This window comes from Vibrio rumoiensis 1S-45, assembly GCF_000286955.2.
GTDB classification, from domain to species: Bacteria; Pseudomonadota; Gammaproteobacteria; order Enterobacterales; family Vibrionaceae; genus Vibrio; species Vibrio rumoiensis_A.
Window position 1 is genome coordinate 31,850 of sequence record NZ_AJYK02000062.1, and the last position, 19,540, is coordinate 51,389.

At 42.5% G+C, this 19,540-nt stretch carries 17 protein-coding genes and 1 tRNA gene; 7 read left to right on the forward strand and 11 right to left on the reverse strand.

Features of this window, described 5'->3' with window-relative positions; genetic code table 11:
- Positions 1 to 149 precede the first annotated feature (149 nt).
- The 5 genes from A1QC_RS08505 to rpsU form a co-directional block, all read right to left on the reverse strand.
- Positions 150 to 226 (reverse strand) — tRNA-Ile (locus tag A1QC_RS08505).
- Positions 227 to 380: 154 nt separating this feature from the next.
- Positions 381 to 2,225 (reverse strand): RNA polymerase sigma factor RpoD, encoded by a 1,845-nt coding sequence (gene rpoD, locus A1QC_RS08510; protein WP_017024918.1) that lies wholly within the window; start codon positions 2,223 to 2,225, stop codon positions 381 to 383.
- A gap of 120 nt (positions 2,226 to 2,345) precedes the next feature.
- Entirely contained in the window at positions 2,346 to 4,106 is a 1,761-nt protein-coding gene (dnaG, locus tag A1QC_RS08515) for a DNA primase (protein WP_017024919.1), read from the reverse strand.
- Positions 4,107 to 4,269: 163 nt separating this feature from the next.
- The gene (locus A1QC_RS08520; protein ID WP_017024920.1) at positions 4,270 to 4,713 is read right to left on the reverse strand and encodes a GatB/YqeY domain-containing protein; all 444 of its coding nucleotides are present in this window, start codon (positions 4,711 to 4,713) and stop codon (positions 4,270 to 4,272) included.
- Positions 4,714 to 4,740: 27 nt separating this feature from the next.
- Entirely contained in the window at positions 4,741 to 4,956 is a 216-nt protein-coding gene (gene rpsU, locus A1QC_RS08525; RefSeq protein WP_017024921.1) for a 30S ribosomal protein S21, read from the reverse strand.
- 232 nt (positions 4,957 to 5,188) lie between these two features.
- Between rpsU and tsaD the strand changes: the two genes are divergently transcribed.
- Complete coding sequence (gene tsaD / locus A1QC_RS08530; RefSeq protein WP_017024922.1) at positions 5,189 to 6,208, forward strand: tRNA (adenosine(37)-N6)-threonylcarbamoyltransferase complex transferase subunit TsaD; 1,020 nt, start codon at positions 5,189 to 5,191, stop codon at positions 6,206 to 6,208.
- A 60-nt stretch (positions 6,209 to 6,268) separates the two neighbouring features.
- Here the strand turns inward: tsaD and plsY are convergent, their stop codons facing one another.
- The gene (gene plsY / locus A1QC_RS08535; RefSeq protein WP_017024923.1) at positions 6,269 to 6,877 is read right to left on the reverse strand and encodes a glycerol-3-phosphate 1-O-acyltransferase PlsY; all 609 of its coding nucleotides are present in this window, start codon (positions 6,875 to 6,877) and stop codon (positions 6,269 to 6,271) included.
- A 475-nt stretch (positions 6,878 to 7,352) separates the two neighbouring features.
- Here plsY and folB point away from each other — a divergent pair, with 475 nt between their 5' ends.
- Positions 7,353 to 7,712 (forward strand): dihydroneopterin aldolase, encoded by a 360-nt coding sequence (gene folB / locus A1QC_RS08540; protein WP_017024924.1) that lies wholly within the window; start codon positions 7,353 to 7,355, stop codon positions 7,710 to 7,712.
- Positions 7,709 to 8,191: a 2-amino-4-hydroxy-6-hydroxymethyldihydropteridine diphosphokinase gene (folK, locus tag A1QC_RS08545; protein WP_017024925.1), complete on the forward strand. Its 483-nt coding sequence runs from the start codon at positions 7,709 to 7,711 to the stop codon at positions 8,189 to 8,191. The genes folB and folK overlap by 4 nt, the downstream gene beginning before the upstream one ends.
- Positions 8,192 to 8,324: 133 nt before the next feature.
- Here folK and A1QC_RS08550 read toward each other — a convergent pair whose 3' ends face one another.
- Positions 8,325 to 9,095 (reverse strand): undecaprenyl-diphosphate phosphatase, encoded by a 771-nt coding sequence (locus A1QC_RS08550; protein WP_017024926.1) that lies wholly within the window; start codon positions 9,093 to 9,095, stop codon positions 8,325 to 8,327.
- A gap of 149 nt (positions 9,096 to 9,244) precedes the next feature.
- Entirely contained in the window at positions 9,245 to 10,465 is a 1,221-nt protein-coding gene (locus A1QC_RS08555; protein ID WP_017024927.1) for a multifunctional CCA addition/repair protein, read from the reverse strand.
- 214 nt (positions 10,466 to 10,679) lie between these two features.
- Between A1QC_RS08555 and A1QC_RS08560 the strand changes: the two genes are divergently transcribed.
- From A1QC_RS08560 to A1QC_RS08570, 3 genes are all read left to right on the forward strand, one after another.
- Positions 10,680 to 12,434, forward strand: coding sequence for an ExeA family protein (locus tag A1QC_RS08560; RefSeq protein WP_017024928.1), 1,755 nt, complete (start codon positions 10,680 to 10,682; stop codon positions 12,432 to 12,434).
- Positions 12,434 to 13,327: a general secretion pathway protein GspB gene (locus A1QC_RS08565; protein ID WP_017024929.1), complete on the forward strand. Its 894-nt coding sequence runs from the start codon at positions 12,434 to 12,436 to the stop codon at positions 13,325 to 13,327. Before A1QC_RS08560 ends, A1QC_RS08565 begins: the two co-directional genes overlap by 1 nt.
- A 133-nt stretch (positions 13,328 to 13,460) precedes the next feature.
- Positions 13,461 to 14,714 (forward strand): uracil-xanthine permease family protein, encoded by a 1,254-nt coding sequence (locus A1QC_RS08570; RefSeq protein ID WP_017024930.1) that lies wholly within the window; start codon positions 13,461 to 13,463, stop codon positions 14,712 to 14,714.
- A 167-nt stretch (positions 14,715 to 14,881) separates the two neighbouring features.
- Here the strand turns inward: A1QC_RS08570 and A1QC_RS08575 are convergent, their stop codons facing one another.
- From A1QC_RS08575 to A1QC_RS08585, 3 genes are all read right to left on the reverse strand, one after another.
- Complete coding sequence (locus A1QC_RS08575) at positions 14,882 to 15,493, reverse strand: TIGR04211 family SH3 domain-containing protein (RefSeq protein WP_017024931.1); 612 nt, start codon at positions 15,491 to 15,493, stop codon at positions 14,882 to 14,884.
- Positions 15,494 to 15,725: 232 nt separating this feature from the next.
- A complete protein-coding gene (locus A1QC_RS08580) occupies positions 15,726 to 16,985 on the reverse strand; it encodes an inorganic phosphate transporter (RefSeq protein WP_017024932.1) in 1,260 nt (419 codons plus the stop codon).
- Positions 16,986 to 17,102: 117 nt separating this feature from the next.
- Positions 17,103 to 17,783: a TIGR00153 family protein gene (locus tag A1QC_RS08585; protein WP_026025796.1), complete on the reverse strand. Its 681-nt coding sequence runs from the start codon at positions 17,781 to 17,783 to the stop codon at positions 17,103 to 17,105.
- Positions 17,784 to 17,993: 210 nt separating this feature from the next.
- Between A1QC_RS08585 and A1QC_RS08590 the strand changes: the two genes are divergently transcribed.
- Positions 17,994 to 19,511, forward strand: coding sequence for an inorganic triphosphatase (locus A1QC_RS08590; RefSeq protein WP_017024934.1), 1,518 nt, complete (start codon positions 17,994 to 17,996; stop codon positions 19,509 to 19,511).
- Positions 19,512 to 19,540: the final 29 nt, after the last annotated feature.

The window sequence follows — 19,540 nt, forward strand, 5'->3', positions numbered from 1 at the left end:
AAGCTTGAGAGGCAATTGTCTACTCAAGCTTTTTTGATCGGATGGTTGACTGTAAATTCATTATTTTGTTTGATATGGATTTTAAGCGATAATTAGCCGATGTAAAAAAGGCGTAGCGGGTAATTAACCTGCTACGCCTTTTTTGTATATGGTGGCCCCACACAGACTTGAACTGTGGACCTAACGATTATGAGTCGTGCGCTCTAACCAGCTGAGCTATGGGGCCAAATAGTTGAACGATTATAGGGGAATGACTTAGGGGTGTCTAGATGCCAAGGGCTCTATTACGCTTAGTTTTTATCCACTTAAACAGTTTTAAATCACAAATATAAAAAAGGTGAGCCAAATGCTCACCTTTTATTATTCAACTCGAAACTTGATTACTCGTCAAGGAAGCTGCGCAGTGTTTCTGAGCGGCTTGGGTGACGAAGTTTACGTAATGCTTTTGCTTCGATCTGACGAATACGTTCACGAGTTACATCGAACTGTTTACCGACTTCTTCCAAAGTATGGTCTGTATTCATGTCGATGCCGAAACGCATACGAAGTACTTTAGCTTCACGAGGCGTAAGGCCAGCTAGCACATCTTTAGTTGCAAACTTCAAGCTGGTTGAAGTTGCTGAGTCTAAAGGTAGCTCAAGCGTGGTATCTTCGATGAAATCACCTAGATGCGAATCTTCGTCATCACCAATGGGTGTTTCCATTGAGATTGGCTCTTTCGCAATTTTCAGTACTTTACGAATCTTGTCTTCTGGCATTTGCATGCGCTCAGCCAATTCTTCTGGTAACGGTTCACGACCCATTTCTTGAAGCATCTGGCGAGAGATACGGTTCAATTTGTTAATGGTTTCAATCATGTGTACCGGAATACGAATCGTACGCGCTTGGTCAGCAATTGAACGAGTGATCGCCTGACGAATCCACCATGTTGCATAAGTTGAGAACTTATAACCACGACGGTATTCGAATTTATCTACGGCTTTCATTAGGCCAATGTTACCTTCTTGGATGAGATCCAAGAATTGCAGACCACGGTTGGTGTATTTCTTCGCGATAGAAATAACCAGACGTAAGTTCGCTTCAACCATTTCTTTCTTCGCACGACGCGCTTTCGCTTCACCGATTGACATACGACGGCTGATGTCTTTGATCGTTTGTACGTTCAAAGAGGTTTCTTCTTCAATGCTCTTTAGCTTGTAGATTGAGCGACGAAGATCTTCTTCGCTTTGCTTGATCTTTTCAGCGTAAGGCTTACCTGAAGCAAGAATGTTATCTAACCATGCATCAGAAGATTCGTTACCAGTAAAGGCTTGTACGAATGCTTTCTTCGGCATTTTTCCGTATTCAACAACAGTACGAATGATTAAGCGCTCTTGAGTACGTACGCGATCCATTGAGTTTTTCAAACCATTAACGAGGTAATCAAACTGTTTTGGAATTAAGCGGAATTGACGGAAAACATCAAGAAACTCTTGTTTGCTTGCCGAGATCGCTTTGCTCTCACGTCCATGCTCATTGATGGCTAATTGTAAGTTTTGATACGTATTACGTAATTCAGTGAAACGTTCAAGAGCAAGCTCAGGATCGATGCCTGTATCTTCCTCTTCTTCGTCCTCGTCTGAATCCGAATCTTCATCATCGTCATCATCAAGGTCGTCATCAGCGACAGCAAGCTCTGAACCAACGTGAGTGGCCGTTGGGGCGGCATTGCCATCATCATCAGGATCAACGAAGCCCGAAATAATGTCGGTAAGACGGAGTTCTTCAGCTTGAACTTTATCGAACTGCTCAAGAATGTATGAAATGGTTCCAGGGTATTCAGCAACAGAACATTGAACCTGATTGATGCCATCTTCAATGCGTTTTGCAATGTCGATTTCACCTTCACGGGTTAATAGTTCAACTGTACCCATTTCACGCATGTACATGCGCACAGGGTCAGTGGTACGGCCTATTTCACTTTCAACGCTTGAAAGTGCGGCTGCTGCGGCTTCGGCAGCGTCTTCATCTGCTACTGCCTCATTCAACATAAGATCGTCCGCATCTGGTGCGGTTTCAACGACTTGGATACCCATGTCGTTAATCATTTGAATGATGTCTTCTACCTGTTCTGAATCTACGATTTCTTCAGGTAGGTGGTCGTTTACTTCGGCGTAGGTCAGATAGCCTTGTTCCTTACCTTTTGCGACAAGTAACTTTAGCTGTGACTGCGGATTTTGATCCATCGACGATATCCAACTTGAGGTCTGAGTGAAGAATATTAGTATGCGAAATGCAAACCGCCAATAATAACAAATTTATTCATTGCTGACCACCTGAAGCAATTAAGCTGGGCCATAAGCTAACTAAGGACGTTGAAGAATCAAGTCTTGCAACTCCCGTTTCTCCTCGACTGATAAGCCGGAGCTTCTTTCTTTCGCTTGCAATGTTTCAATTTGCTTTGCGATACATTGGGCTAATATTTTATCCAATGTATCTAAAAATACATCTTGTTCATTATCATCATTGAGGGGAATATCCCAATTTACTAAGCGTGATAATAAAGCTTCATTTTTCTGATCTCGCCAGTGTTCTAATAACTGACCCGACTTGATATGGGGATTTTCTCTACAAATATCAAGTAGGCTAAGTAATAAACTTAGTCCGGGTAGGTCTATATGACGAATACTATTTAAGTCTGGTGCCAATTCAGCATAGCTTGGTTTTTGTAAAAGCAATGCGATAACCACACGCATTGGTGTACGTTTTATTTCTTTATGTGGCTGAGGTAACGAATCTTGCTTGGTTTCCTTGGCAATTAATTGTTGTAACTGCCTTTCATCGAGTAAGCCTAGTTTCTTACCTAATAAGTCGCGTAAGTATAGACGTAATGTGCCGCCTGGTACTTTTTCTATCAATGGAACCACTAAGGAGGTTAGTTTGGCTTTACCTTCATTGCTGCTGGTATCCACTTGTTGCATTAAGGTGCTAAACAAAAACTCTGATAAAGAGGTAGCGCTATGCACTTGCTGTTCAAATTGTTCTTTTCCATATTCACGAATATAAGAATCTGGATCTTCCCCATCGGGTAAAAACATAAACTTTAGCTGGCGACCATCATTTAAATATGGAAGTGCATTTTCCATCGCGCGCCAAGCCGCTTCACGTCCAGCTCGGTCACCATCATAACAACACACAACGGTACCGGTCTGGCGAAACAGCATTTGCATGTGATCACCGGTGGTCGACGTTCCAAGCGCGGCAACAGAGTAGTCAACGCCATATTGCGCCAAAGCGACAACATCCATATAGCCTTCGACGACTAAAATTTGCTGTGGTTCCTTATGACTTTGCAGAACGTCATATAAACCATAAAGCTCTTTACCTTTATGAAATACCGGAGTCTCTGGTGAGTTTAGGTATTTAGGTTTTTCATCGCCAAGAACTCGTCCACCAAAGCCGATGACACGACCACGGCGGTCACGAATCGGAAACATGATACGACCACGGAAGCGGTCATAACGATTTCCTTTATCGTTTTCAATTAACATGCCGCCTTCGACTAACATGTCTTGAACGGTTTGTTGTTGACCAAAATTTTTACGTACGCTATCCCAATCATCCGGCACGTAACCTATGTCAAATTTTTGTACTATCTCACCCGATAGCCCACGATTTTTGAGATACTCAATCGCAACTTTATTGGCTGAGACTTTTAATTGAGACCGATAAAACTGGCTAATGCTTCCCAGTAAATCGTATAAATTTCGTTTTTGTTCTGTGCTGGCTTTTGGTGCTGAGTTTTGGAAATTGCCCCCGCTACGTTGTTCTCTAGGAACTTCTAAACCTTGTAGATGGGCTAACTCTTCTATCGCTTCGACGAACTCGAGGCGTTCGTACACCATCATAAAATCAATGGCGTTACCATGCACACCACAGCCAAAACAATGGTAAGTTTGACGATCTGGGCTGACGATAAAAGAGGGGGATTTCTCGTTATGAAACGGGCAACATGCGCCGTAGTTTTTACCTTGTTTCTTAAGTTTTACTCGTGGATCAACAAGATCAACGATATCAACTCGAGCGAGAAGGTCATCGATAAAACTACGTGGAATGTGTCCTGCCATAAAGAATAGAATCCAATTTTCGTGTTTAGGGCGCTCGCTTATCGTCTCTCGATCAGATTTATCGAGCTACAAGCGATGAGCTTTCGATTCCTATGCTTATAAATACAAACAAGCCGTGCAACTTCATGGAAGTACACGGCTTGTTTAAATTTAAGCAGGGTATTTAAGCGAGTTTAGCGCGAACTAAACCACTGACTTTACCCATATCTGCACGACCTTGAAGAAGGGGCTTCAACACCCCCATTACGTTACCCATGTCTTGCATGCCGGCTGCGCCTGATTCGGTAATTGCTTTATCAATTAAAGCACTTACTTCTTCTTCACTTAGCGGTTGAGGCATAAATTCCTCAAGTACAACGATTTCAGCTTTTTCAGCATCAGCAAGATCTTGACGATTTGCTGCTTCATATTGCGTAACAGAATCGCGACGTTGTTTAACCATTTTAGTCATTACAGCAATAATGTCGTCATCGGTCAGAGTAATTCTCTCATCGACTTCGCGTTGCTTAATGGCTGATAGAGCTAAACGGATAGTGCCAAGGCGTAATTTATCCTTGGCTTTCATCGCTAATTTTTGCTCTTCTTTGAGTTGTTCAATCAGAGCCATAACTCAGTCCTTAATGGGATTAAGTTATTAGTACAAGCGAACGCGACGAGCGTTTTCGCGAGCTAGCTTCTTAGCATGACGCTTTTGAGCTGCTGCTTTAGCGCGTTTACGTACAGTTGTTGGTTTTTCGTAATGCTCACGACGACGCACTTCAGAAAGAACACCTGCTTTTTCGCAAGAGCGCTTGAAACGACGTAATGCTACGTCAAACGGTTCGTTATCACGTACTTTAACTACTGGCATATGCCTTTCACCTCAGGGGTTATTCATTAATGCTGATTTTTAAATCGACTCTAAAAAAGTTAGAGTGGATATTAATCAGCTAGATCAAAAATGGTGCGGAATTTTAATCCGATCAATACCCATTTGTAAAGCATTATCAAGGTAAGATCTGGTTAAATTTTTTCCGAGGCGGTAAGATTACGCTCAATTCTATAAAAATCAACTAATCGACACATACGGTCGTGAGAATATTATGCGCATTTTAGGTATTGAAACTTCTTGTGATGAAACAGGGATTGCCATTTTTGATGAAGAAAAAGGTTTACTGTCTCATCAATTGTACAGCCAAGTGAAATTACATGCGGATTACGGTGGCGTAGTGCCTGAACTGGCTTCTCGTGATCACGTAAAAAAAACCATACCACTGATTAAAGCGGCGTTAGCCGAAGCAGGTTTAACCTCCAAAGACATTGATGGTGTGGCGTATACCGCAGGGCCTGGTCTTGTTGGGGCGCTATTGGTTGGTGCAACCATTGGTCGCAGTTTGGCGTATGCTTGGGGTGTGCCTGCGGTACCGGTTCACCACATGGAAGGGCATTTACTGGCTCCTATGCTTGAGGATAATCCACCGGAATTTCCGTTTGTAGCATTACTGGTTTCAGGTGGACATACCATGATGGTTGAAGTGAAAGCGATTGGTGAATATACCATTTTAGGTGAGTCGATTGATGATGCCGCAGGGGAAGCTTTCGATAAGACAGCTAAATTAATGGGTTTAGACTACCCAGGAGGCCCGTTACTCTCTCGCTTGGCTGAAACGGGTACCAAAGGGCGCTTTAAGTTTCCACGTCCAATGACGGACCGCCCAGGCCTTGATTTTAGTTTCTCAGGGTTAAAAACATTTGCCGCCAATACGATTGCAGCGAATGACAATGATGACCAAACTCGCGCCGATATTGCTTATGCTTTCCAAGAAGCGGTGTGTGATACCTTGGTGATTAAGTGTCGCCGAGCTTTAGAGCAAACTGGCTTAAAACGCATTGTGATTGCTGGTGGTGTGAGCGCCAATAAACAGTTACGTATTTCCTTAGAAGCATTAGCAAGCAAAGTTGGTGGCGCGGTGTATTACCCTCGCACTGAATTTTGTACTGATAATGGTGCGATGATTGCTTATGCTGGCATGCAGCGTTTACGTAATGGCGAAATGACCGATCTTTCTGTGCAGGCGCAACCGCGTTGGCCCATTGATCAACTTGAACCAATTACTGACTAATCGATGTCGATAATATGATTTAAAAACGGCAACCTCATTGGTTGCCGTTTTTATTGGTATTTAAAGATCAGATTGAGAGCTGTTGGGTGATTTTATTTTAGGTTCACTGCCATCGATTAGGCGTTTGATGTTGTGATAATGGCGAAATATTATCAAGCACGAAAGCATCGCAACGGGGATGGTGTATTGTGGTTTTACCATCCAAGTATAAAAAGGAGCGAGTAATGAAGTGACAATTGCCGCGAGAGAGGAATAACGGCTGAATACAAAAGTCACCAGCCAGGTTGCCATTACCATACCGGTTAGGTCAAAGCCTATTGGAGCCATTGTACCCACGGCAGTAGCAACACCTTTTCCACCTTTGAAATGAAAAAAGATAGGGTATATATGCCCAAGACAAGCAGCCACGCCAATGAAACCTAGCATTAGCGGTGAAATACCTAAAAAATAGCTCGCCCATACTGGGATCATACCCTTTAAAATATCACACAAGAGTACGCCGATTGCGGCCCACTTTCCGCCAACCCTGAGGACATTAGTGGCCCCTGGATTTTTTGAACCTTGTAAGCGAGGATCGGGTAATTGACAAACACGGCAGATCAGAACCGCACTCGAAACGGATCCGAGTAAGTAAGCAAAAATGATCATGACGAGTGCCAAAATGCTCATGGTTTTCCTTGGCTGCTTTTGTATCGTTTGGAGATGGTTTTATCCCCGAGTCGTTTCAAGAGGCGATATTCAGCGAGAATAAAACGAGAATTTATACAAGGTAAATTGGATGTGAACATATCATTCTATCTCCTTCCAATTTTACACAGTAGAAAGCTTGTTTTAACTCACCCTATGTGAACGTTTGGCAATCCATTTCTGCCTTGGATTGGCTTGAAAAGGTGTTTATACCCTTTCACAAATCGTCATTGAACGGCTTCTTGCTAGAGCGCTCTGAATTCTGCACCTTGAAGTCACTTGGGTATATAGTATATTTTCAGCATATTACGTGTTTTTATTCGACTTGGGTATCCGATGAGTCGTAATCTAAGAAAATAATGAACCCAGAACTCTTATCTATTACCTGAGATGAATAGTTTGACTCAAAATATTCATATGAAATGGTAATGAGTTGGCTTACAGCAAGGAAACGAAAATGGCATTGGACAAAGTATTTATCGAACAATTGGAAGTCATCACCACTATTGGGGCTTATGATTGGGAGCAAGATATTAAGCAGAAGTTAGTGCTCAATATTGAAATGGCGCATGATAATCGCCCTGCAGGAAAAAGTGATGATGTCAATGACGCACTGGATTATGCCCAAGTTAGCCAAGCGGTTTTGTCCCATATCGAAAATGGTCACTTTCAATTGGTCGAGCGCGTCGCTGAAGAAGTGGCAGCGTTAATCATGACGACATTTTCAGTGCCGTGGGTGAGAATTCACTTAATTAAACCCGGGGCTGTACCTCAAGCGAAAGGGGTCGGTGTGATCATTGAACGAGGTCAAATGTGACGTTAGCTTACATAGGCGTTGGCAGTAATCTTGAACGAGAATCTCACATTCAAGCGGCTTATCACGAAGTAGTAAAATTAGGTTCTGTGAAGGCTTCTAGTGTATTTGAGTGCCAGCCCGTTGGTTTTGACAGTCATGCTTTTTATAACCTAGTTTTCGAACTTAAAACGCATTTATCTTTGGTAGAACTGCAAAAACAGTTGAAAGCGATTGAGTTGAAATGGGGACGCTCTGTGGATGCTCAAAAGTTTCAAGATCGTACATTAGACCTCGATATTTTATTGTTTGGCGATCAAGTATCTGATTGCGATCCAGTATTACCTCGTAGTGATATTTTTAAATATGAGTTTGTGTTGGAGCCGCTATTTGAGCTTTGCCCTGATCATGTGATACCGAATGATGGGCGATCCATAAAACAAGTTTGGCAATCGTTTGAAGCAAAAGGCAGTTTGACTAAGATTAAGTTTATTTTTAAATAGCGTCAGGTTTGGATAAATAATTGATTATTGTTTATTTAGCGAAAAGCGCGGCACGTTAATCTCGACAATCAGACAAAAATAAGGCGCTTCTAATGAGCGCCTTATTTATTTTTCTTGAACAGCAAAGCTAAAATTAGCCCCACGCCATCGCAAGTAAAATCAATCCGAAGATAATGCGGTAAATACCAAATCCGACGAAAGTAAACTTCGCTAAGAATTTGATGAACCACTTAATAACAAAGTAAGCCACGATGAAGGATGTGACGAAACCGACAGCAAGGTTAATGAAATCACTACTAGTAAAATCTTGGTAGTGTTTTAATAAATCATAACCAGAAGCTGCCGCTAATACCGGCAGACCCAGTAAAAACGAAAACTCAGCACAGGTTTTACGGTTTAAACCTACAAGCATTGCGCCAATAATGGTTGAACCGGCGCGGCTCGTCCCTGGAATTAAAGCAAAAATTTGCGCAAAGCCAATCCATAACGCTTGCTTCATCGATACATCATTGACATCGGTGGTTGGGCATTCTTCTTCTTTGTAGAATCGCTCGACCGCAATAAAGATGATCCCGCCAATAATGAACATAATGCCCACGATAGCGACACTAAATAGGGCTTTCACAATGTCGCTCATTAAGAAGCCAATGATGCCAATCGGCAAGAAAGCCACAGCAACCTTGACCCAAAGTGAAAAGTATTTTGGATGGAATTTTTCTTTGTAGTTCGCGATAACCGCTAAAATCGCCGCTACTTGAATGATCACTTCAAATGCTTGGTTTGTGTCGGTTTTAGCGATGCCAAGCCATTGACTGGCAATGATCATGTGACCGGTAGAGGAAATAGGGAGAAATTCAGTAATCCCTTCAATTATGCCCAGAATAATGGAATCAAAAATGGTCATTGCAAATGGTTGTCCTATCGTTAATTTTCCGAGAGTCTAACATCTTCGGAAGTTTTGCTCAGTAAAGTGATGGTTAAAATTGTGATGCATTTTGATGTCTAAATCTAAGAAGCTCAATATCGATTAGTTTTCCAAGAATAAACCATAGGTTAGTGCTCTTTTACGCTATGAATTGCTTTTATTCTTTGCTGATCTAATTCGTCACGAATGGCTTTGCCGCTAAACCCTTGCGAAATGATGCTTTGAACATCGATGGCATTCGCTGCTTGGTAATAAGTTATCATTAATTCTTTGGGTAAATAAGCTAAGTGTTCCAATCCTTTACGACCTTGATGATCGGCTTGGCAGCACTGCAATATTTGTTCAAATCGATCTGGTTTACGCCATGCATCCATTTGGTTGAGCAACTTGAGCACGGTGGACGGCTTTAGTTCCTGCGTTCGGTGAACATTAGAATGATGCTGGCAGACAAGTAATGCTAAATCTCGGCAGTCATTGGGCACTTTAATGCGTTCGCAGAGTTGCTTGATGAGTTTTATACCAGTGTGACAATGCATTTTATGGCTTGGCCATTCTGATTCCGGCGTTACACCTTTTCCTAAATCATGGACTTGCGCCGCGAAGCGCACACTGACTTCTTGGCTGATGCGTGAGGCTTGTTCTGCCACCATTAAGGTGTGAATGCCAGTATCAATTTCCGGATGCCCATTCTCAGGTTGAGGAACGCCAAACAATGCATCAATTTCTGGCAATATCACGTTTAATGCGCCACATTCTCTTAATACCTGTAAAAAAATATGCGGGGCAGATGTGGTTAACGATTTATGCCATTCTTGCCAAACGCGCTCAGCCGTTAAGTGTTCAAGCTCGCCACTGTTAACCATATTTTGCATTAATTGCATGGTTTCAGGTGCAATAGTGAAATCAAAAGGCGCTAACTTAGCAGCGAATCGAGCGACGCGTAATACTCGTAATGGATCTTCGCTAAACGCAGGTGAGACATGACGTAAAATACGTTGCTTGATGTCTTGCTGACCATGGTAAGGGTCATGCAATGTACCATCTTCACTTTGGGCTATCGCATTAATGGTTAAGTCACGACGAGCTAAATCGTCTTCTAAAGTGACATCAGGTGCGTAAAAGCATTCAAAACCGGTGTAACCTTGGCCTGATTTTCGTTCGGTACGTGCCAGTGCGTATTCTTCTTGAGTGTTCGGATGTAGAAAGACAGGGAAGTCTTGCCCAACCGCACGAAAGCCTTGTGCTAGCATACTTTTAGGGCTGCTGCCTACCACAACCCAGTCTTTATCATTACTGGGTATTTTGAGGAGTTGATCCCTTACCGCGCCGCCCACTAAAAATATTTGCACACTTTGTCCTATTTTTATTGTCTTAAAGTCTATTGATTCTTTCAGTGTATATTTATTATTTGAAATAAAACTGGGAAGTATTCTAACAAGAAACACTGAGTGCGCCATGCTTTGTGGGTATAAATACCCTTGTGATTGGTGTACTTTATACTCACTGTTACCTGACTACGGCATTGATAGAATTCAATCACCACTTACGATTTGAGAGTTAAACATGTACAAGGACTTTTTTGGCCTATCTGAATTACCATTTACTATAGTACCTAGCTCTCGTTATATCTTCCTTAGCGCCAGACATCGTGAAGCGATGAATCACCTTCAAGCGGGATTGGGCGGCGGTGGAGGTTTTGCCTTACTCACAGGGGAAGTCGGAACGGGTAAAACTACGGTATCGAAAGCGTTATTATCGGTGCTGGAAAGCAACATAAAAACCGGGCTTATTCTCAATCCAACGTATACGAGCATTGAGTTGCTTGAATCCATTTGTGATGAGTTTTCAATTGAATATCAAACGCCTGCAAGCTTAAAACAGTTAACTCAAGCCATTTATCAATATTTATTAGATAACCACGCGCAAGGCATTCAAACTCTGTTACTGATTGATGAAGCACAACATCTTTCAGCGGATGTGTTGGAGCAATTACGCCTGTTAACCAATCTAGAAACCGAAAGCCAAAAGCTATTACGAGTGCTTTTGATTGGTCAGCCTGAATTACAATATAAGTTGCAAACAGAAGAATTGAGGCAGCTAGCACAACGTATTACTGGTCGATATCATTTGTTGCCTTTAACCGATCAAGAAGTGGCTCAATACATTCAATTTCGTTTGCAAGTGGCGGGGTGTCGTTATGAAGTGTTCTCGACAAAGGCAGTTAAAGCTATCGCAAAGCAAACTCAAGGTGTGCCTAGGTTAATCAATTTAGTGTGTGATAAATGCATGCTATATGCTTACTACGGTGGAGAAGCTTCGGTTTCAGGTTCGGTAGCTGAAAAAGCGTGTGAGGATGTGATGACTTTTCAGCGCCCTATCGGCAGTCATAATCCTTTAGCTCAATCTGGCGGGCAGTATGCTGCGCCTTCTCATCGCTCAATCATGCCTTATCTTCTTAGCCTGAGTTTAGGGCTGATGCTTGCTGCTGGTGCTTGGTTTGTTTTACCGAGCTATATATCGTCATTAAGTGCGATGTCGCCGAGCAGTGAAAATTTGCTTCCGATGGAAACAGAGCAACCAGCAGTGCCTGTGGAACAAGCTTTTAAGGAAGAAGCAGCCCCGAACAGCACTATGCAGCAAACCAATCTAAATGCCTTATTACCTAGAGAGCGCGAACAAACTGCAAGCTTTTCTGGTGTGGATGACATCATTTCACCTTTGGTTACTCAAAGTCATAACCCTATAGCGGCAATGCAGACTTTATTCTCTCTATGGGGTTATCAAGTTTCTAGCCATGAAGCCAATTGCAGAGATGCAGAAAGGGGAGAGTTGTATTGTTACCAGCAAAGCGGAAACCTCACCGATCTTGCTACGATTAATCGCCCGGCGATGTTAACGCTTCAAGATCAATATAGAACTTACTTTTCTGTGCTATATCGTCTTACCGATACGCATGCGCAGTTATTACTGGCGGGAAAGCGAGTCGAAGTTCCGATTGAATGGCTTAAAAAACATTGGAGTGGTGAATACCAATTGCTATGGCACAGCGATATGGCCGATCAAACCTTAAAGTTGTATTCACAAGGCGAGGAAGTGCAAAAGCTTAATCGTTTGTTGTCTCAAGTGCTAGGTGAGCCATTAAGCGCGACCGAACGATTCGATCAAACGGTGAAAACTAAAGTGGAAGCGTTTCAAATGTGGCAAGGTATCGATGTTGATGGCATTGCAGGTAAAAAAACGCTCATGCTATTAGACAGCTATGTGAACCGTAATGCCCCTGTGATTGTGGCTAAAATTGATGACAAGGACAGTGAATAATGTCAGAAGTAATGAAAGCTTTACAGCAATCAGAGCAGGCGTATCAAGCACAATCAGCACCTAAAATGCCCAATGCTCATGGACATTACATGCAAACCAAACCTTTTAATAAAGGGCTGGTGGTATTACTGGCTGCGTTGCCTGTTGCATTGGTGCTAGGAGCGGTATTTTTTTATCATCAAGCCAATAATGCCAGCTCAGAGGTTGGAGTTGCTAAAGACGAACTGCCAGTCGAAGAGTCTGTAATATCTCAAGAATCACCCGCCGCTGAGCCAGAAAACCTGACTCAACAAGACTCGGTTGAGGTGGCGCCAGTTCAAGCTCGGTTATTACCATATCCAGAAATAGAGGCCACCAAGACTTTACCTGCACCGAAAGTGAAAGCGCCTTCACCATCGGCACCTGTGAATAGCTCGGTAAATCGAACTGCTCAAACATCTTCTAGACGCGCAGATGGTGGCACTATTATTAAAACTGATCAGATTAATATGGATGATCAAAATAGTGACTGGGGAGTTAATGAATTGGATCTCTCTGGAGTCTCTCCTGAGTTAGCTGAAATTTTTAGAACGGCAATCGATTCACCGGCTGCGAGCAGAAAAAAAGCAGCAACTGCAGCACAAACGTCAATGCAACTGCCGCAAGGTACGGTTAATTTAGTCGGAAATGAAAAACAATACGCTGGATACTTGCCAAAAATGAACTTTGAAACTCATATGTACTCTTCTCAACCGACGAGCCGCTGGATCAAAGTGAATGGAACAGAAGCCCATGAAGGCGATTGGATTGTCGGTGACTCAGTGAAATTAGATAAGATTTTACCGGGCAGTTTAGTTATCCAATTTGATGGACAGCTCATTCAAGTACCTGCTCTCTATGAGTGGAACGGCTAGGTCAGCACACAATCTTGCAACGTGAGCGTTTCCTTAATGATAATCTCGTAAAATAACACCTGTGGCACAATGTTTGCTGTTGTTTTAATGGTAGACTTCGACAGTTTGTTTTTTTATAGAGAGGAAGGTGAGTATGTTGCAGGTTTTACAAGGTGCACAAATGCTGTTTGTGGCATTTGGAGCATTGGTATTAGTGCCATTGTTAACCGGGCTAGACCCGAGTGTTGCATTATTTGGTGCAGGTATCGGTACCTTAATCTTTCAGATGATTACCAAGCGAAGCGTTCCTATTTTTCTTGCCTCTTCTTTCGCTTTCATTGCTCCAATTATGTATGGAATCCAAGCATGGGGCGTTGCAAGCACCATGGGCGGATTGATGGTTGCTGGTGCGGTTTATGTGGTTTTAGGCGCAGTAATTAAAGTACGCGGAGTGGGTTTCATTCATAAGCTGTTGCCTCCGGTGGTTGTAGGCCCCGTGATCATGGTGATTGGTTTAGGTTTGGCTCCGGCAGCCGTAAATATGGCGCTGGGTAAAAGCGGTGATGGCGCGATTCAAATCGTCACCCATGATGCGGCGTTGTGGATTTCCGCCGTATCGCTATTGGTGACGATAGCTTTAAGTGTGCTGGGTAAAGGTTTCTTTAAATTAGTGCCTATTTTAGGTGGCATTGTTTCTGGTTACGCGATGAGTTTGTTCTTTGGCGTGGTTGATTTTACCCCGGTTCAACAAGCGTCATGGTTCGCTTTGCCGAATTTCACTTTCCCTGAATTTAATATCAATGCTGTACTGTTTATGATCCCTGTCGCCATTGCGCCTGCAGTTGAACATGTTGGTGATATTCTTGCGATTTCAAATGTCACTAAAAAAGATTACCTGAAAAAGCCGGGTTTGCACCGCACCATGACAGGAGACGGTGTCGCGACTATGGCAGCGGCGATGTTTGGCGCACCACCTAACACTACCTATTCTGAAGTCACTGGCGCAGTGATGCTAACTAAGGCCTTTAATCCAGTGATCATGACCTGGGCGGCAGTGACTGCTCTCGTATTGGCTTTCGTGGGAAAATTAGGCGCTGTGCTTCAAACCATTCCGGTTCCTGTGATGGGCGGTATTATGATTTTATTGTTTGGTTCGATTGCTGTTGTTGGCTTAAATACCTTAATCAGAAACCAAGTGGATTTACATAAATCACGTAACTTAGTGATTGTGGCGGTGACGTTAGTTTTTGGTATCGGTGGAATGGCCTTTGGTATTGGTGAGTTTAGCCTGCAAGGTGTGAGCTTATGCGGTATTGTGGCGATTGTATTGAACTTAGTGTTACCGAAAGATATTGGGGAAAACCATGTCGTAGATAATGCGCAAATGGAATCTGAAGCTGAAAAGTAAAACCTTTTGACTGAAAGCTATTCAGTCCAAGGTATAAATATTACTAATAAAAAACGTGCATCGAAATGCACGTTTTTTTGTTTCTGACGTTAACCATTTTAGAGGTTAACAAAGCTGTGAAGGTTAATAATACTGCAGGTTAATAACCTTGAATGAATAGCGTGCGATTAAGCCCATCCACCGTTGTTTTTCTTACGACGAGGAATGATGTGAGGAAGCACTAAACCAAACAATAGACCTAAACCTGCCACACCACCACCGTACATGAAGTAGCGTAATAGTAAGTCTTCTTTTTGAGTATCAATCTTAGCTCTTAGAGAGCGAACTTCTTCTTGAGACTCAGTGAGCTGCTGGTTGATATCACGATAGTTGGTTTCTAAATCGGTAATTTGTTGCTTGCTCAATTTCAACGAACTGATGAGGCCAGCTTTCTCTGTATCAGAAGTTTGCTCGGCATTATCCAATTTATCTTTCACTATCGCGAGTTCTTTTTCCACTTCAGGAAGGCGAATAGACATGCTGACATCTTGAGTCACATATTTACTTTCAACCCAACCTTTGCGGCCTTTACTGTCGATGATTTGCGTAAAACCACTCGATTTATTGTTCGACAGAACTTGTATTGGTTCACCAGCATTTACACTGCCGATAATACGGAAGTCGTTACTTGGGCCCGAATGAACATAGGTGAAAAGTTTGTCTGAAATATAAGAGTCACGCGCGTATGTCATTGGAGCAAAAAAACATGCCAATAGTACTAAGCAAAGAAGCTTTTTCACATTTTGTCCCTTTTTATTGATGTGAAACTAGGGCTAGGTGTCATTAGACACTTATGTATCACGATTTTACGATCGGAAATCCTAGATTAGATATGCATTAAATGAATAGTAAGAAGTTTACTCTTAAGGTGCAACAAAAGAGGGAGCTTTCGCTCCCTCTTTTTACTTCCTGATAATAATTATGACACAGCTTTGACAGAATGCCTTTACCGAGTGCCTAATTCTGCTTTACCTAGGAAAACATTGCCTGAATCGCATAGAAGAATACGATCGACAGAACCGCACCGGCAGGCAAAGTGATAATCCACGATGCTACGATGTTACGAACAACACCTAGGTTAAGCGCCGCAATACCACGAGCAAAACCAACGCCCAGAACTGCACCAACTAGGGTTTGTGTAGTCGAAATTGGTAAGCCAGTACCTGAAGCTAATACCACTGTTGTTGCAGTGGCAAGTTGTGCGGCAAAGCCACGGCTAGGCGTGAGTTCAGTAATACCTGTACCCACGGTCGCCATTACTTTATGACCCATAGTGGCAAGACCAACCACAATACCAATACCGCCAAGAGGAAGAATCCACCATGCGATAGAGCTTTTCGCTGTCAATTCACCCATATTTTGCACAGTAGAAACCACTGCAGAGAGAGGACCGATTGCATTGGCTACATCATTTGAACCATGAGCAAACGCCATAGCACAAGCGGTGATAACCATAAGAACACTGAAGATGCTTTCCACACCTGCAAAGCTGTGGTCTTCTTCTTGGTTGGCAAATTTTCGATTGATGTATAGGTAACCGCAGAGCATCACGATAGCAGAAACTAATGCTGAATATACCCAAGCTTCACTGTGAGTCAGGTGCAAGCCAACATGTTTCAGACCTTTTTTAATGGTAACCAATGCGATAACCATTGTGGTGATGAACATGTAAACAGGCACAAAACGTTTGGCGTTTGCGACCGGGTTTTCAGTGTCAAATATCAGTCGTTGTGCACTGACAAATATCCCATAAGCAAAAATACCGGCTATAAACGGGGTGACAATCCAACTCCCCACAATACCTTGTACCGAATGCCAATCAACCCCTTGAGTACCAACAGACACACAAGCAAAACCGATGATAGCACCGATGATGGAGTGAGTGGTTGATACTGGCCAACCCATGTAAGAAGCAAGTAACAACCAAGTACCAGCGGCTAAAAGCGCTGACATCATTCCGTAGACTAAAACGTCTGGTTGAGCGGTGTAATAAGAAGTATCAATGACTCCTTTACGAATCGTGTCCGTTACTTCACCACCTGCGAGATAAGCACCAGCAAATTCGAAGATCATAGCAATGAAAATTGCTTGTTTTACTGTTAGAGCTTTAGAACCAACAGATGTACCCATGGCATTGGCAACATCGTTTGCACCAATACCAACAGCCATTAGGAAACCAAATAACGCTGCAACTATAATTAAAATAGTGCCGTAGTTTGCGAGGATATCCATCGTAATACCTAGTTTTTGAGATAACAATTTAGGCAAGTTGTTTGTAGGGAATCACACCCCACACTTACCGTGTTAGTTATTTATTACTGTATTTATTTACTTTCGTTGAATCGAACGTTATGAACGAGACAACATGACTTCCAAACGAGCACCCACACGTTGTGCTTGATCGGCAATTCCGCCAACCCATTCAAGAATTTTGTATAAGAATACAATATCGATTGGGTTATATTTTGATTCCACTTCCATCAACTGCTGACGTAAATCGATTTGCATCGTATCAGTATCGTCTTCAATTTCATCTAATTGATTGATCATTTCTGCAACTAAGGTTACTTCACGACCTTTAAAGCCTGTTTCTAGCAGCTCATCTAATTCATGGATCACTTTTTGAGCTTGAAGTGCAGCATCAAGGCAGCGTACAACATAAGCTGCAAAAGCTTCTTGCATAGAAGGTGGGATCTCTAACTTACGACCAATCACACGACCTGCGATATCTTTCGCAAGGTTCGCAAGTTTGTCTTGTTGAGTAAGTAATTCGAGCATGTCAGTACGGTCGACTGGCATGAAAAGTCCGCGAGGTAATTTAAGACGAATTTCTCTTTTTAGAGAATCGGCTTCACGTTCAAGGCGAGAAATGGTTTCACGAATACGATTCGCTTCTTCCCAATTGCCTTCCGCGCACACTTCAAAGAAAGGGATAAGGTGCGAACAGCATTCGTTCACACAAACAACGTGTTCTTGCAAAGGCTTAATAGGGGACTTTGCAAACAACCCCATTATTGTATTTACTGGCATGGTTATTCAACCTACAAAAAAAATAGAACCCATAGGACATTTGGCCTTTTAGTATCGGTCAAATGCTGGACAGTGCTACAAAGTCGCGCATGTTAACTTAATCTTACAGCCATTCCTACTGTTTTAGATCATGATTAAGTCGTTATTTCTTTCTTGCTCAGCGCCGCATTCCACAATATGCTTTTACTGTCATTCACGATAGGTATCAGCATGGAAACCGAGATAGAACTTAAGCTTTTTGTTTCACCTGAATTTTCAGATATTTTAAAACAAAAAATTGCCGACTATAAAGTCCTCCAACATAGCTGCAAAGATCTAGGCAATATCTATTTTGATACGCCTGATCAGTGGCTACGTCAGCATGATATTGGCTTTCGCATTCGCCGCGTCGATGATGTATTTGTGCAAACGGTCAAAACCTCTGGCCGTGTTGTTGCTGGCCTTCATCAACGACCAGAATATAATGCGGAGCATGATAGTAACGAGCCCAATCTTTTGTTGCACCCTGATGATATTTGGCCATTAGGGCGAGATGTGCAAGTTTTACAGCAAGAAATTTTCCCACTATTTTCAACGAATTTTCGCCGAGAGCAATGGCTGCTTAGTATGTCAGATGGCAGCCAGATAGAAGTTGCTTTTGATCAAGGTGTGGTGATTGCTGCAGAACAAGAAAGCCCTATTTGCGAAGTGGAGCTTGAGCTTAAGTCTGGTCAAACCGAGTCTTTATTTGCATTGGCTCGCACTTTATCCGATCAAGGCGGTATGCGTCTTGGCAACTTAAGTAAGGCGGCAAGAGGGTATCGCTTAGCTCACAATCATATTGCAGATCCTGTACTCGATTTCTCTTTGGTTGAAACCGACCCGAAACACAGTGTCGAAGAGTGTTTTATCCAGTCCCTTGAACATGGTTTGTCTCATTGGCATTACCATGAACAACTCTATACAGAGCAAGAATCAATCGAAGCTCTTGAGCAAATCAACTATGCGATAGGTTTTATTCGTCAGTTATTTTACGTCTACGGTGGGATCATTCCACGTCGTGCGAGTGCTCTATTGCGCCAAGAGTTCAAATGGCTAGAAGAAGAGCTAGTATGGCTAAAAAGGTTACACTTTTTAAATGATCTAACAGAAGACAAAGGCTACACCTTACGAAAGCTCGATTGTCAAAAGCAGTTGGTGACAGCGCTTAATGAACAAAAAGAAGCGCTGCCTTCTCGAGAGTCCATGTTAAACCTCTTTGAATCAGCTCGCTATACCGCGGTATTGCTCGACTTAAGTCGCTGGATATTATCCAAAGGCTGGCAGCCATTTTTAGATGATAAAGCGCGTGAAAAAATGTCGAGAGATGTTAAACCTTTCGCTATTAAGCAATTGGATCGCAGTTGGGCTGAATTGATTGAAGTTTTTCCAGTTGAGCGTGAGTTTTCTCGTCAAGACTATATAGATCAACAAATGCGCTTAAAGCGTAATTTATATACTGGATTGGCATTTGCTTATTTATTTGACTTAGATATGCGTACCCAATTTCGACTACCGTGGGTCGATTTATTGGAAGGGATTGATGATTTATTGTCGTTAATGCCATTACAATTATTGCATGCCGATTTAGAAGATGATCAACAAGAACAGCTTGAACGTTGGCTTCGCAGGCAAGAGTTGTCAATTTTGCATGCTATGGATAAAACGCGAGCTCGCTGCACAGAACTTCAGCCTTATTGGCATGGTTAACAATTAACATAGCTAACTATCGGTATGTT